Annotated in this window: 9 protein-coding genes; 3 read left to right on the top strand and 6 right to left on the bottom strand. The window is 61.9% G+C overall.

Going from position 1 to position 15298, the window contains the following annotated elements:
* The first annotated feature begins 44 nt into the window (after window positions 1–44).
* The 3 genes from accD (at window position 45) to ACP7BS_RS12950 (ending at window position 3106) form a co-directional block, all read left to right on the top strand.
* A complete protein-coding gene (accD, locus tag ACP7BS_RS12960; protein WP_113313032.1) occupies window positions 45–959 on the top strand; it encodes an acetyl-CoA carboxylase, carboxyltransferase subunit beta in 915 nt (304 codons plus the stop codon).
* A gap of 129 nt (window positions 960–1088) precedes the next feature.
* Complete coding sequence (locus tag ACP7BS_RS12955) at window positions 1089–2432, top strand: bifunctional folylpolyglutamate synthase/dihydrofolate synthase (protein WP_426238429.1); 1344 nt, start codon at window positions 1089–1091, stop codon at window positions 2430–2432.
* Window positions 2433–2476: 44 nt separating this feature from the next.
* Complete coding sequence (locus ACP7BS_RS12950) at window positions 2477–3106, top strand: GNAT family N-acetyltransferase (RefSeq protein WP_426238428.1); 630 nt, start codon at window positions 2477–2479, stop codon at window positions 3104–3106.
* A 59-nt stretch (window positions 3107–3165) separates the two neighbouring features.
* On the opposite strand, the gene trxA is transcribed toward ACP7BS_RS12950, so the two are convergent.
* From trxA to ACP7BS_RS12920, 6 genes are all read right to left on the bottom strand, one after another.
* Window positions 3166–3489 carry a thioredoxin gene (trxA, locus tag ACP7BS_RS12945; RefSeq protein WP_426238427.1) on the bottom strand — a complete coding sequence of 108 codons (324 nt, stop codon included), beginning with the start codon at window positions 3487–3489 and terminating at the stop codon, window positions 3166–3168.
* A 90-nt stretch (window positions 3490–3579) separates the two neighbouring features.
* Window positions 3580–7146: a double-strand break repair helicase AddA gene (gene addA / locus ACP7BS_RS12940; protein ID WP_426238426.1), complete on the bottom strand. Its 3567-nt coding sequence runs from the start codon at window positions 7144–7146 to the stop codon at window positions 3580–3582.
* Window positions 7136–10327, bottom strand: coding sequence for a double-strand break repair protein AddB (gene addB, locus ACP7BS_RS12935; RefSeq protein WP_426238425.1), 3192 nt, complete (start codon window positions 10325–10327; stop codon window positions 7136–7138). Before addB ends, addA begins: the two co-directional genes overlap by 11 nt.
* A gap of 4 nt (window positions 10328–10331) precedes the next feature.
* Window positions 10332–11066 carry a nucleotidyltransferase family protein gene (locus ACP7BS_RS12930; protein ID WP_426238424.1) on the bottom strand — a complete coding sequence of 245 codons (735 nt, stop codon included), beginning with the start codon at window positions 11064–11066 and terminating at the stop codon, window positions 10332–10334.
* A 42-nt stretch (window positions 11067–11108) separates the two neighbouring features.
* Window positions 11109–12596 carry a tRNA (adenosine(37)-N6)-threonylcarbamoyltransferase complex ATPase subunit type 1 TsaE gene (gene tsaE, locus ACP7BS_RS12925; protein ID WP_426238423.1) on the bottom strand — a complete coding sequence of 496 codons (1488 nt, stop codon included), beginning with the start codon at window positions 12594–12596 and terminating at the stop codon, window positions 11109–11111.
* The gene (locus ACP7BS_RS12920; RefSeq protein WP_426238422.1) at window positions 12596–15076 is read right to left on the bottom strand and encodes an ATP-binding protein; all 2481 of its coding nucleotides are present in this window, start codon (window positions 15074–15076) and stop codon (window positions 12596–12598) included. Before ACP7BS_RS12920 ends, tsaE begins: the two co-directional genes overlap by 1 nt.
* Window positions 15077–15298: the final 222 nt, after the last annotated feature.

The following is a 15298-nucleotide window of genomic DNA, read 5'->3' as shown; positions in this document are numbered from 1 at the left end:
ATATTCTGGGCCACGACCGGTTTTGACTATTCAGGAGTTTGGATTTGAACTGGATCACAAATTACGTTCGACCGAAGATCAACTCGATGCTCGGTCGCCGGGAAGTTCCGGAAAATCTCTGGATCAAATGCCCGGAAACCGGCGAGATGGTGTTTCACCGCGATCTTGAGGAAAACAAATGGGTCATCCCCGCATCCGGCTTCCATATGAAGATGCCGGCCAAGGCGCGGTTGAAGGATCTGTTCGATGACGGCGTCTACGAAGCTCTGCCGCAGCCGAAGGTGGCGCAGGACCCGCTGAAGTTCCGCGATTCGAAGAAATATGTCGATCGCCTGCGCGACAGCCGCATCAAGACCGATCTTGAAGACACGATCGTCGCCGGTGTCGGCCGCTGCCGTGGCGTCAAGCTGGTCGGCGTCGTGCATGAATTCAACTTCATGGGCGGCTCGCTCGGCATGGCTGCCGGTGAAGCGATCGTCAAGGCGTTCGAAAAGGCAATTGCGGAAAAATGCCCGCTGGTGATCTTCCCGGCTTCGGGCGGCGCCCGCATGCAGGAAGGCATCCTGTCGCTGATGCAGCTGCCGCGCACCACTGTTGCCGTGCAGATGCTCAAGGAAGCGGGACTTCCCTATATCGTCGTGCTGACCAACCCGACCACGGGTGGCGTGACCGCGTCCTATGCCATGCTGGGTGACCTGCATCTGGCCGAGCCGGGTGCCGAAATTTGCTTTGCCGGCAAGCGCGTCATTGAGCAGACCATTCGCGAAAAGCTGCCGGAGGGTTTCCAGACGTCGGAATACCTGATGGAACACGGCATGATCGATATGGTCATCAAGCGTCACGATATTCCAGACACACTGGCCCGTGTCCTGAAGATCCTGATGAAAAAGCCCGTCGATGCCGCCAAGCTGAATGGCAGCACGGCGCTCGCTGCGGTGCCGATGGCCGCCAGCGCCTGAGCTTAAAAATGCGAAGGGCGCTCGGGATTGCCCCGGTCGCCCGCAAGCGATGAGATCATTTGGGATTGGCGCGTCTTGAGCGCGCTTGAATGAGCGCCCGGCGCTCCGGCGGCAGTTGGAGGAGCGGTGATGAGCACGGTGCAGGTGTCCGAAGCTGGGCAGGAAATCGACAAGCTGCTCGCACTTCACCCGAAGGGCTTCGACCTTTCGCTGGACAGGATCACACGGCTTCTTGACGTACTCGGTAATCCGCAGGACAGGCTGCCACCGGTGATCCATGTGGCCGGCACCAACGGCAAGGGCTCGGTCACCGCTTTTTCCCGGGCCATCCTCGAGGCCGCCGGCCTCGCCGTCCATGTCCATACATCACCGCATCTGGTCAATTGGCATGAGCGTTATCGCCTCGGCAAAAAGGGCGAACGCGGCGCGCTGGTCGGCGATGCCGTGCTGGCCGATGCCGTTCGCCGCGTCGGCGAGGCCAATGCCGGCCAGAAGATCACCGTCTTCGAAATCCTGACAGCGGTCACCTTCGTGCTGTTTTCAGAGCATCCAGCCGATGTCGTCATCATCGAAGTCGGCCTCGGCGGACGGTTCGATGCCACCAATGTCATCAAGACCCCCGCCGTTTCCGTCATCATGCCGATCTCGCTCGATCATCAGGCCTATCTCGGCGACCGCGTCGAGTTGATTGCTGCCGAAAAAGCCGGGATCATGAAGCGCGGCTGCCCGGTGGTGATTGGCCACCAGGAGGAAGACACGGCGCGCGACGTGCTGATCTCCATCGCGGAACGGCTGAAGTGCCCGCTTTCGGTCTATGGACAAGACTTTATGGCGCATGAGGAATTCGGCCGTTTGGTCTATCAGGATGAATTCGGCCTTGCCGACCTGCCGGTTCCGCGCCTGCCCGGCCGCCATCAATATGCCAATGCCGCCGCCGCCATCCGCGCGGTAAAGGCCGCTGGTTTCGATATATCCGATGCCGTCATCGACAAGGGGCTGGTCACCGTCGAATGGCCGGGCCGCCTTCAGAGACTGACCGAAGGCAATCTGGCGCGCCTGGCGCCGGCGCGATCGGAAATTTGGGTTGATGGCGGACATAACCCAGGCGCTGGTCAGGTTATTGCCGAAACCATGGCCAATCTGGAAGAGCGTGACCCGCGACCGCTGTTCATGATCATCGGCATGATCAACACGAAGGATCCGGTCGGCTATTTTCAGGCCTTCAAGGGGCTGGCCGAACAGGTGTTCACCGTGCCGATCCGTGGCTCGGACGCGGCGATAGATGCGGTGGCGCTGGCAGACGATGCAGCTTCGGCAGGCTTCGAGGCCGGCGCGATGGCAACGGTTGCCGAAGCGCTCGGAGCGATTACGGCGATGTTCGACGACGATCCGGTGGCACCGCGTATCCTGATCGGCGGCTCCCTCTATCTGGTCGGCGATGTTCTGGCCGACAACGGTACGCCGCCGAAGTAAAGCGCTACGGCGTGGCCAAGTGCATTCCTGATCAGAGAGAGCCCATGTACGACAATAATCCCGAATTGCCAGAGGGCTATTCGCCCGTCCCGGCCGGCAAGGTTGCCAATGTCGTGACGTTTCTCGAAATGCGAAAGCGCCCGCCGGAAACGGCTGGATTGCCGGAATTGCCGTTCACCTTGAAACGCCTCGGTCCGCAGAACCTCGATGTCTACCGGCGTCTGTTTCGCGATGTCGGCGAGGACTGGCTGTGGGGGTCGATGCTCGGTGCAGGTGATGACGAGGTGCGGGACATCCTGTCCAATCCGTCGATGGAAACCTATGCGCTGTGCGTCGGTGACCGCGATATCGGCTTGCTGGAGCTCGATTTCCGCGTTTCCGGTGAATGCGAAGTGGTCTATTTCGGCATCGTCAAGGACGCGATCGGTAAGGGAGCCGGCCGCTTCCTGATGAACCAGGCGATCGCCAAGGCCTGGGCGCAGCCGATCGAACGGTTCTGGCTGCACACCTGCACATTCGATCACCCGGCCGCCGTCGGCTTCTACCAGCGTTCCGGCTTCAAGCCTTACAAGCTGATGGTCGAGGTTCATGACGACCCGCGTGTGATCGGCCTGATGCCGAAAACCGCCGCCCCGCATGTTCCATTGCTGGAACCTGTATCCGGGGCTGAATGATTGGACAGAAACGAAAAAAGCCCGGTTTCCCGGGCTTTTTAAGTCAATCTGAACGCCACTTACGCGGCAGCGTTGGAAATCCAGGAAGTGAGAGCCGTCTTCGGCGCAGCACCGACCTTGATGTCGGCGACTTCACCGGCCTTGAACATGGCGAGTGTCGGAATCGAACGCACGCCATACTGGGCGGCGATTTCCGGGTTCTCGTCGATATTGACCTTGGCGACCTTGATCTTGCCGGCCATTTCAACGGAAATTTCTTCCAGGCTCGGAGCAATCATCTTGCACGGGCCGCACCATTCTGCCCAGAAATCGACGATGACTGGCTCGACGGAGTTCAGGACTTCGTCCTGAAAATTGGAAGTATCGACTTTTACGGTAGCCATAGGCTGCTCCTTGGTTTCGAAATCGGCGTTCTTCGAACGGTTGTCCATCATGTGATGGTTGAGCGTCAGCTTTTCAATCCCATTCCTATCTCACTTTGTCGCGAGCTCCACAAGACTGCTGTCCAGCATCGCCTGCGGCAGGGTAAGAACGGTGGGTCCGCCGGTGTAAATCAGCGCACACTGGATGTGGTGATCCGGGTAAAGCGGCTGCAACAGGGCTCGATAAATGGCCAGCTGCGCCCGGTAGACGAAGGGGACCGCTTCAGCGGACGCAGGGATATCACGATTGGTCTTGAAGTCGGCAATGATGACAGTCTTTTCCGATACGGCCAGCCGGTCGATCCGGCCGGACACCGCAAAGTCCTTGGCGCCGAGCTTGAGCGTACCCATGACGGACACTTCCGCCCGGCTGCCTTCGGAAAACAGCGTTGAGAGCTCGGGATGCTCGATCACTTTCAGGACTGATTCGGTCAGTGCCTGCCGTTGGCCGGCAGACCAGCGCGGAACGGAGCGAAGCAGATAACGCTCGGCCGCAGTTCGTCGTTCCTCCGGTGCGAGCGAAGGCAGCACCTGCAGGAACCGGTGCAGGATCGCACCGCGCAGCAGCGACGTATCGGCACCTGGCTTTTGCGAGAACAGGGCGGAGCCCATGATGGAGCCGCTCTCTTCCTCATCGATCACGGCACCCGCGCCGGAAGGGCTGAGGGGCCGGGGCAGATGTTTCTGCGGCGGCAAAGGCTGCAGCAGTGCCGGCGGCAGGCCCACGCGTTGCGCTTCCGCCGTATCCTCACCCCGTTCCTGCGTCTGCAGATCGCGGCCAGCCGCAGAAACCTGCCAGCGATAGCCGGTCCATTCCTGATCTCCGGCGGCAAATGTCATCGGCGCGCTGCGGCCGCGCTCATCGACGGACAGGCTGGCGGTGACCATCGCATGCCAGCTTTCAGGATTGCCGCGTTTGCCCTGATAGCCGCAGACGATCAGCCGGTCAGCCGCGCGCGTCATGCCGACATAAAGAAGCCGGCGGTATTCCTCTTCGGCCGCAGTTTTCAGCCGCTCCGTATCCGCATCGACCAGGATGGTGGATGCTGCACCCGGCGGGCGCCAGACGGGCAGCGGCATCGTGCCTGGATGATCGTCCTGCTTGATCATGCGCAGGCCCGACACGTGCTGGGAGTTAAATGCCTTGCCGCCGCCATCGACCAGAAAGACCACCGGCGCTTCCAGGCCCTTCGCCGCGTGGACCGTCATGATGCGGACCTCATTGCGTTCCTTGTCCTGCTCGCGCTTGACCGTCGGCGCTTCCATTTCCAGGCCGGAAATGAACGCCTGCAGGCCGGGTAGGCCGTTTTTTTCGTGGTCGAGCGCAAAGGTCAGGAATTCGTCGAGGATGTCGCTGACCTCGGTGCCGAGCCGTCCAAGATAGGCCGCGCGTCCGCCGTCCTGGCCAAGGATCTGCGCGTAGAAATCATGCACGGGCAGGGTACGCGACAGCGATCTGTAGCGCTGCAGCTTGCTCAGGATGGAATGGTAGCGGCTGGTTTCATCAGCACCGAAATCCAGAAGGTTGTTCCAGACGCTGACGGATGGTGGCCTGCCCACGGCCAATGCGGCGATATCGTCTTCGCCAAGGTTGAACAGCGGGCTTTTCAAAACCGCAGCCAGCGACAAGTCATCCGGCGGCAGAAGCACGAAACGGCCAAGCGCCATCAGGTCCTGCACGGCGATATGATTGGTCAGCACCAGCCGGTCGGCGCCGGCAACGGGAATATTCTGCCGGGTCTTCAGGGCCCGCGTCAGGGCGTTGACGAAGGCATCGCGCTTGCGAACGAGAACGATGACATCGCCCGGCTGCATCGGACGTTTGATCCCCTTTTCGATCACGGTCTCGCGGCCTATCCAGTCGGCCAGGATAGAGGCTATGCGCTGTGCCAGGATATTGGCCGGCGCATCCTCCGGCGTCGCGTCGAAGGCGGCCGTCCAGTCGTCCTCCTGGATGCTGTCGGCCGGCGCGATCGCATCCCAGACCTCGACGACACCGGGATGGCCGATGCGGTTGGACGCGTGCACCACGGCATCGTTGCGGGCGCTGAGGCCACGGGCGTGGAGCGGATTTTCAAACACGGTATCGACGGCCGAAAGCACGTCCTCGGTAGAGCGGAAGGACAGCTGCAGCCGGATCGGGCTGAAGGCCTTGCCGCCATCGCGGACCCGCCGTTCGGTCTCGATGCTCTCGTTAGAAAACCGCTCGGGCCGGGCGCCCTGGAACGAATAGATCGACTGCTTCTCATCACCGACGGCAAACATCGTCCGGTTGCCACCGCGCGCCGTTTCGCCCGAGAAGAAATCCTCGGCGAGCGACTGGATGATCGTCCATTGCACCGGGCTGGTGTCCTGCGCCTCATCGACGAGGATATGGTCGATGCCCTGGTCGAGCTTGTAGTGAATCCAGCGGCTGACATCGCCCCGCGACAAAAGCATCGCCGTGCGGTTGATCAGGTCATCGAAATCCAGCTGGCTGCGGCTTTTCTTGATGTCCTCGTAGTCGTTGTTCAGCCGGTCGGCGAGCACCAGCGCTGCCTTGGTGCCCTCGAACATCGAAATCAGGTTGAGCCGGTCAGTGGCAGCGACAATGTGATCGCGGGCAGCGTTGACCGTGTCTTCCAGATCCGGCGCCTTGTCGCGCATGCCCTTGGACAGGAAGGCGGAATCGGCTTTCGGCTTGCCAGCCTGGGTAAAGAACAGCCCATTCAGCGCGTTGTAGCGTTGCAGCGGATCGGCGAGTTTGGCAACGGCGCGCAGGCCATCGGCAAATTCCGTAACCTTGGCTCCCCCGGCTGAAAGCGCCATGCCGATATAGCGTTCCAGCGCCGCACCGTTCAGTCCCTTCAAAGGCCAGAATCCGGCTAATGCTGTTTGGGTCGTCTCATCTGGGCCGAGCCCCAGGGCCAGGCGAAGCGCCGGATCGATACCCCCCTTAATGGAGGCTTCATCGAGAAAAAGCTGGATCGGCGTGCGCTGGGCAACGATGGCAGACAGCAGTTTTTCAAGCCCGGTATCGTCGGCGAGGTCGAGCACCGTCGCAAACGCCTCGGTCAGTTCGCGGTCGTCCTCGCTTGCGGTGGCGGTCAATAGCGCCCGCCGGGCATCGGCCAGAAGCGTGGCGGAGGCGCGGTCGTCGAGCACGGAGAAATGGCCGGCGACATTGGCCTCGAGCGGAAACTGGTGCAGCAGCGCCTCACAGAACGCGTGGATCGTCTGGATTTTCAAGCCGCCGGGCGTTTCCAGCGCCCGCGCAAACAGGCGGCGGGCCTCCTGGCGTTTCGACAGGTCAGGCCTCTCGCCCTCGATCGCCGCGATCCGGTCATCCAGGGCGTCGTCATCCAGCGTCACCCATTCGGCCAGCCGCTCGAACACGCGGTTGGACATTTCCGAGGCTGCCGCCTTGGTATAGGTCAGGCAAAGGATCGCCGAGGGCCGGCAACCGGCCAAGAGAAGCCGGATAACGCGCTGTGTCAGCACATGCGTCTTGCCGGAGCCGGCATTGGCGGAAACCCAGGCGGAGCGGGCGGGGTCGGAGGCAAGTGCCTGCTTGGCCGAGGTCCAGTCGAGCCAGGCCTGCGGCGTCGGCTCGAGCGGGCCGAAATCGTCATCCTTCATTGCTGTCATCCTCGCCTTCCGCCGTTGCCCATTCGGCAACGCGGGCCAGATGGTCGTATTCGCCGCCGTAATCGCGTTCCTTCTGCACGATCAACCGCGAGGCAAAACCGTATTTGCCGCTCATCAGGGCGGCGAGAAGCCCGGTCAGTTCCTTCAGCGAATCCTCGGCCAATTGCTCGGCCGACTTGTTTTCGACATTGGCGCGCGGCTTGGCATGCTCGTTGTTGACCTCCTGCACGGCAAACCGTTCGCCGGGTTTGAGGCGAACGTAAAGCAGCGATTGTGGGTGTTTCGCTCCCGTCTTCTGGAAGGCGCCGGCCTTGAGCGCTGCCGCTTCCAGTGCCAGCTGAGGATCGAGCAGGGCGCGGGCCTCGTTGATCGAGGGGTTCGATCCCGTCTTGTAATCGACGATCACGGCAGTGCCGTCGCCGAGAATGTCGATCCGGTCGGCAATGCCGGTCAGCCTGATGTCGGAAACCCCAAGTTCCATCGATGCGTAGAGTTCTGTGAAACTCTTGCGGACATCGCCCTGGCGGCTGATTTCCCAGTCGATAAAGGCCTTGCCAACCGCAGCAAAGCGCGGCCGCCAGACGATATCGATATGGGAAGGCAGGGCCTGCTCGTCAAAAGCCTCGTTGAGAATCCGGCTCATTTCCACTTGCGCCTGCGGCGATGCCGCATCCAGCCCGGCGCGCACGAAACGCTCGGCGATCTTGTGATACAGCGTGCCGCGCTCGGCAGCGCCCGGATCGCGGTTGAAGGGATCGATCGGCTGCAGGCGCAGGATACGCCGCGCATAGACGGCATAGGGGTCACGGCGCAGCCGGCTCACCTCGCTGAAGGAATAACTGCGCGGCTGGTGTTCCGCCGATGGTTTCGGCTCCGGCCTTTTGGCCAGCGGCTGGGTGACACCCTGATCCAGCATGCCAGCCCATTGCTGATAACCCCTGCCATTGTTGCGCAACGTTGCCGCAAAGGGCTTGCCACCGACGGCGAGAAGCCGCTGCAGCCAGCGGGAAGCGACGGTCGGGGTTGCGCCCTTGCGCATGGCGCGGGTCAGAATGAGTTTGCGCGTGCCGCAGGCCATCTGGAAATCATGCGCCAGCTGGCCGATCCGCCGCTCCGGCGGCTCAAGCCCCATCGTCGTCTTCATCGTGCGCGACAGGAATGGATCATTGGCCGTCTGGCCGGGCCAGGTGCCTTCGTTCATGCCGCCGAGAACCACTAGATCGACGCTCTGCAGGCGCGATTCGAGTGCGCCGAAAATGAATACGCGGGGATGGCGCATCGAGCGCGGCTTGATCGATTCGCTCGCCGACAAGGCTTCGACGATATCGCTCCATTGCGGCCCATCCGCCGTCAGCTGGCCTTCGGTGTCGATGACGGAGCGCAGCTGCGTCGCCAGTGCTTCGCCGGCTTCACCCGACCACAGCCCGGCAAGGCTGCCTTGCTCGTCGATGGCGACCGCTTGCAGCGCGGCTCCGGTTTTCTCTGCCCATTGCGACAGCGGCAAGGCTGCCGTCAGCCCCCGGCCGCTTCGGTGGTGGCGCACCAGGGTTCCCGCCAGCGGCTCGGCTGCCGCAGCAATGCGCCGGGCAAGATCGCGGGCCTGCTCGATGGCCTCGTCATCGATCTGGCCGCGCCATTCCGGCAGATGCTTTTTGCCGATCTCATGCTGCAGCGTCTGGTCGAGAAGGGTTTCAAGCTCGGAAATATCGGCGCTGCCGGTGCCGCCGCGCAGCGCCATCAGCTCCAGCGTCGTGGCCGCTGCATTCATCGCTTCGGATGAAAGGCCGAAACGGGCGAGCGGATGTTTGAGAAGCGCCACGATCGATACGGGATCGCCCGGCCGCAACGATGCTTCGAGCAGCAGACGCGTCAGGCTGCCGGGTCCGGTGGACGAGAGCGGCGTACCGGCGGAATCGTCGGCCTCGATGCCGAAGCGCATGAGTTCTGCCGCCACCCGGCGGGCAAGGTCACGGTCGGGGGTGATAAGGGCCGCCTGGCTTTCCTCATTGCCGTGCAGCGCCAGACGAAGCGCAATGGCGATCGCCGTTGCCTCCTCGCGCTCATTGGCCGTTTCGATCAGCGCCGCATCGGAGAACGCCGCGGTCAGCCGGGTGGGATCGATATCGCCGCGCAATGCCGTCCAGCTGCTGGTCGCCTGGACCGGCAGAAGGGCATGGGAGATCAGCTCTGCCCGGTAATCGAGATCAGGGTCAGGAGCGCCCAGCACCGCAACCTCCTGGCGGGAGACCTCCATGCGCTTCAGCAGGCGGAAGAACCCGTATTGCGGATGGCTGCGGCTTGCCGGATCCGGCCGGCCGGTCAGCGTTCCGGTTTCCGGGGCGATCATCATCCACTCGGCATCGCTCATCGTCTGGTCGAGGCCGGGCAGGACGATCGTGCCGTTCGGAAGCTTCTGAACCGCAGCGATCAGCTTGGCGGTTGCCGGGATCGAGCCGGTGGAGCCGGCAATGATGATCGGGCCGGTCACCTTGCCGTTGGCGATGCGCATGGCCTCGGCTTCAAGGATGGCGTTGCGGTGGCGGGCCGGCGAGGATTGTTTTAGCTCCTCCAGCCGGGCTGGCCAGTAGCTGCTGGCAATTTTCAGGAAGGCCAGAGTCAGCTGCCACCACAGCGCATGGTCGGCGTCATCGAGCTTGCCGAGCGCGTCCCAGTCCAGTTCCTCCGTCTCCATCGCGTCGATGATCTCGGAGAGATTGCGCGCCAGCCAGATGGCATCGGCGGGGCTGGCCGGGGCGATCAGCGGGCTTTCCGCATGCACGTCGAGCACAGCCTTCGGCAGCTGGTTTCGCCAGGCAAGGATGAGGCAGCCAAGTTCGATCAGCCGGGCGATATTGGGCAAAGGCGGTGCGAGATCGAGGATCGCCGGGATTTCGGCATCGAAAAAACCGCTATCGTCATCGGTTTCGCCCAGCGCGCGGATCATCGGCAGGATCGCCGAGCGTCCACCAAGGCAATCAACGAGTTCCGAACGCAGCACGCGGGCCGATCGCCGGGTCGGCACGAAAATGGTCACGCCGGCAAGCGACAGCGGATCTGCGGTATCATAGCGGAAACCTGGGATCAGCTCGCCGGAGCACAGCTTTTCAACCAGGGTCTTCAGGAAGGGAAGGCCGGGTGGAATGGTGAAGACGTTGGAGACGGGATCCGTCACGTCATCAGGCTCCTGTTGCAAACTGGTGGATGGCGTCCTCGGCCTGGCCGATCGCTTCGGGCGTTCCGACCGTCAGCCAATGGCCATCGAGGACGATACCGAAAAGGCGGTTCTGGGCGATTGCCTGATCGAAATAGATGTTGAGATTGAAGGCATCATCCGGCGCGCCGGTGAAAAGGCGGCTGTGCAGCGCGATTGCGCCGGCATAAACGACAGGATTGTCCATGCCGTCCTTATAGCGCGACAGCCGTCCCCCCTCATCGAGCGAGAAATCAAGCTTGCCGTTATGGCCGGTCGTGTCTTCGTTGCGCACACACAAAAGCGCCATGTCCATGGTTTCCGGATCGAAGAAGGATGCGAGCCTTTCGAGATTGGACGGCTCGCCCGGCTTTTCCCCAACCCAGAACAGGTCGGCATTCATCACGAGAACCGGACCTTCGGGAAGCAGCTTCAATCCCTTGACCAGGCCGCCACCCGAGTCCATCAGGGCCGCCCGCTCGTCTGAAATCACGATGCTTGGCCGGCTCCGCTCAGCCAGATGCGCTTCCATCCGGTCGGCGAAATGATGCACATTGACCGCTGCCGTCGTCACGCCCGCCGCCTCCAGGAGATCGAGCACATAGTCGATCATCGGCTTTCCCGCGATCGGAACCAGCGGCTTCGGCATGGTGTCGGTGATGGGACGCAGGCGGGTTCCAAGTCCCGCGGCGAGCACCATGGCGTTTTCGATGATGGACATGGGCAGCACGTATTCCACTGAAGCTTCGACCGCTGATTCGGCCTAAAGGATTCCAGCCTTTATGCACCAATCGCGCAAGGGCGCGAGTGCTTCGTGTTGAAGCGCCACCTCGAGATAGGAAAATGTGCGCGGCATATGCTTCATATAGAACGGCTTGCCGTCGCGCTGCATCAGGCGCACCCAGATGCCGGCGAGCTTGCAGTTGCGCTGCGCCGACATCAGATGCCAGTCGCGCCGGAACGTCGTCTCGTCGAACGCTCCGAGCACGTTGCGTTCCGCGCAGTAGAGCGAAAGCATCGCGTCGCGTAGGTCCGGTTCGATCGTCACGCGGGCATCCTGCGAGATCGAGGCGACGTCATAGGCTGTCGGGCCGATCATCGAATCCTGGAAATCGATGATGCCGATGCGGTCGAAGCCGGAGCGGTCGCCGCGCCAGATGATATTGGGCGAATGGAAATCGCGCAGCAGCAGCTTCTTTTCCGATGAAGCCATAAGATCGATCAGCTGGTCCCAAACCGCGAAATAGTCGTGGCGCTCGGCATCGGAAGCCTTTTCGCCGCGTTTCCAGGGCAGGTACCAGTCGAGCAGCAGGCTGGTCTCAATCTTCATCGCCGTGCGGTCGAAATCGGCAATGTGGTGGGTGACGGACCCGAGCGAAATATTCCGCGTCACCGGCTGCGCATGCAAATGCGCAAGGACACGCACGCTTTCCAGGTAACGCTCAGTGATCGGCTGTCCGTCCGCGTCGAGAATACCGTCGCTGCCGAGGTCTTCGATCAACAGGATGCCGGTATCGAGATCGCTCTCATAGATGTCGGGTGCGCAAAATCCCTTCTCCCGGATATCGCGGTCGATGGCGACGAAGGGGATGACGTCTTCGGCGAGATGGGCCAGCTGCTGGTAATATTTGCCGTCCTGCAGGATCGGCCCGGGCTCGTGACGGGCCGAGTCCATCAGGATGCGGACCGGTTCTGTGGGAACGAGAATGCGCTCATAGGCGCGCGCGGAGGCGTCGCCGCTGAGATGGCGGCGTCTGGCATGGCCATATCCGCGCTGTCTGAGGAAGGTGCGGATGGCAAGGCTGCGCCCGATCCGCGCAAGGGCGCCAGCTTCGCCGGTGATCGTGACGGTGCGTCCTTCGCCGAGATGAGAAAACGTGGCGGTCAGCCGCGACTTGGGCAATGCAGCCAGCGCGTTCTCCGGCCATTCCACCAGACAGATACCATCCGACAGGGCCTCATCGAAACCCAGCTCGTCGAGTTCCGAAACGTCGGCCAGCCGGTAGAGGTCGAAATGCGAAACCGGGATGCGCAGATCATAGCTTTGCACCAGCGTGAAGGTGGGACTTGGAACCTCGAGCGCCTCATCGTCGGCCATGGCGCGCAGAAAGGCGCGCGCCAATGTCGATTTGCCGGCGCCGAGATCACCCGATAGCGCCAGACAATCGCCGGCTTTCAGGGCCAGCGCCAGATCTTCGCCAAGCTCGATCGTGGCAGCCTCGTTCTGCAGGGTGAGCTCGATCACCTGCATTATTCCGCCGCAGCGATCTGCGGCAGGTCGCCCGAAGGAATGCGGCAGGTCACTTCCGTGCCTTCGCCTTCGCGGCTGCGGATCGATACGGTGCCGTGATGCAGGCTGACGAAGCTTTCGACGATCGATAGGCCAAGGCCCGCGCCGCCATGCTGGCCGTGGCTTTCGAAACGCTTGAATACGGTATCGAGCACATCCTGGGGAATGCCCGCCCCATTGTCGGTGACGCTGAAAACGAAATCGCTGCCTTCGCGGCGGCATTTCAGGCTGACGGTGCTGCCATCCGGCGCAAAATTGGCGGCATTGGTCAAAAGCTTGATGAGGATCTGCTTCAGCCGCTGGTGATCGGCCACGAACAGACCCAGCATATCCGGCGTATCGATCTGCAGGGTGACGGCGCTTTCCTGCAGCCTGTCTGCCATCTGCAACGACACTTCATCGAGGAAATCCGTCAGGTTGATTTCCGACAGGTCCAGCTCGACGATCCCCGCATCGACGGTCGCCAGATCGAGGATGTCGTTGACGATCGTCAGAAGCAGCGAGGACGATGTCGAGATATGATCGACATATTCCGCCTGCCGTTCCGTCAGCGATCCGAAAGCGGGTGTTTTCAGGAGATCGGCAAAGCCGATGATGTTGGTCAGCGGTGAACGCAGCTCATAGGAGACGTGCTGGACGAAATCGTTCTTCAGATGGTCCGCCATCCGCAACGCATCGTTCTTTTCGGTCAGCGCGCGCTCGACCCGGGCGCTATCGGTGATGTTGACGAAAGTCAGCATCGTCTGGGCGTTGGGCAGCGGAATGACGGCGAAATCGAGGATCAAGCCGGTCCGCAGCTCCAGAATACCTTGGCAGGACGGGCGTTCGTCGTCGAAGCTGGTGATGAGATGGGAAAACTGCTTCCAGCCATCCGGCTGGTCGTAGGACGGCGCGCAGGCAAGTTCGATAGCGCGGATATGGGTACCCGGTTTCGCCTCGATCTCGCTGATGCCCCAGAGTGCGCGGAAGGCTGGATTGGAGAGCTTGATGCGGCCGTCTGGGCCGAACACCGCGACGCCTTCCGACAGGTGGTCGATGGTCTCGCCCTGAACCTGCACCAGCGTGTTGTAGCGTGTTTCCAGATCGACCTTTTCCGTCAGGTTTTCGAACACCCAGGTCGCTCCGCCCTGCGGGCGGGCGGTGGCGAACACGCGCAGGGTCTGGCCGTTGGGCAGGTGCCAGAGGTCGGACTGCGTCTCGATCGCCTGATAGACGGCAAGCGCTCCGTCTTTCCACTGCTTCCAGTTCAGCTGTTCCGGCAGCTTGCCGACGGCGCGCAGGCGGTCGAGGATCTCGCCATTGCCCGGCTTGCGCTCCAGGAAGCCCATGTCGAGGTCCCACAGCCGCTGGAAAGCCTGGTTGTAGAATTGCAGTTGCTGGCTGCCATCGAAGATCGCCACCGGCGTTGCCAGGTGATCGAGCGTTTCGGCGTGGCTCTTCAGGGTGCGGTTGAGTTCTTCGCGAACCGCCTCGACGTCCGAGATGTTGATCGCCATGCCCGCCGATCCGGTCGTGCTCTTGGTATCCACCACATCGAAGAACGTCCGGTTGCCACGCACCACGGTGGAGACCTTTTCGCGATAGGGCGAATCATAGGTGCTGATGACGCGGATCTTCTCACGCGCGACGGTTGCCAGAAGCTCGCGGCTTTCCTTGACGGCGGCTGAAGGATCGGTGGCTTCGACGGCATCGGCATAAGCGTCGTTCACCCAGAGGAGTGCGCCGTCCGGACCGCGCTGCCAGACCGGCAAATCGATCGCATCGAGCAGCGTGTGCAGGTTGGACAGCGAGCCGTGCAGGCGGTCGCGTTCCATTTTCAGTTCCGCCAGCTCGGCGCGCAGATTGTTCAATGCGACGAACCGGACGAAAGCGCGGCCGCCGGAAACGCGGCCCTGGGCCTCGATGATTTCACTCCGGCTGGTTTCGACGACAAGGTCGAAACTCTCTGCGCTGGAACGCAGCCGTTCGATGGCTTTTTCCAGCTCGGATGCCGATTGTGATTTGATCCAGCGGCCGAAAGCGAGGAAATCGCGGTCATCCTGTGGTGCGCCGGTCTCGGCCGGCAGCTGGCCGAGAAATTCAGGTTTGTTCGCCTGGCCTTCCCAGACGACAATGCGGCGGTTCTTGTCAGCAATCAGCGCCTGGAAACGCGATATCCGGTGATTGGCATCAGCCAGCGCCGTGTTCAGTTCGCGGTTGTCGGTCTCCATATTGCCGCGCTGCCTTATCAGCCAGATGGCCGAGAGCATTGCTGCGGAAATGACGCCGATCAGCAGGGAAAAGGTGACGACTTCGGACGAGCCGAAAAGGTTGGCGGTCGCCATGCCCTCAACCGCTGCACAGGCAGGGCCGGCGGAAGCCACCAGCGTCGAGCTCGCCATGAACCGGCGCAGCAGAGACGGAATCCGGCCGCCGGCGCGTTTCGAAGGACCTGTTTCCATGGCGTGCTTCCCCGTTTGCACCACATATGATCGATGCGCCGGAAAACCGAATCACGTGATCAACTGTGTATTCAATACCTTGAAGCGTGCCCCGGCCTTTCGGCCGGGTCCGTTCAGGGTCATTTCGTCCGGTTGCAAATCGCCACGCAGTGCTAAATCGAAATCCCACTGACGCGGGCCTCGTTCAATTCCGATTGCAGTCCGGCATGTCTTCGTCTGTTT

Origin of the sequence: Pararhizobium sp. DWP1-1-3, from assembly GCF_049896125.1 — a bacterium.
Classification (GTDB): Bacteria; Pseudomonadota; Alphaproteobacteria; order Rhizobiales; family Rhizobiaceae; genus Pararhizobium.
The sequence above is the reverse complement of the archived record's forward strand: the minus strand, read 5'-3'. Positions and strand labels throughout refer to the sequence as shown.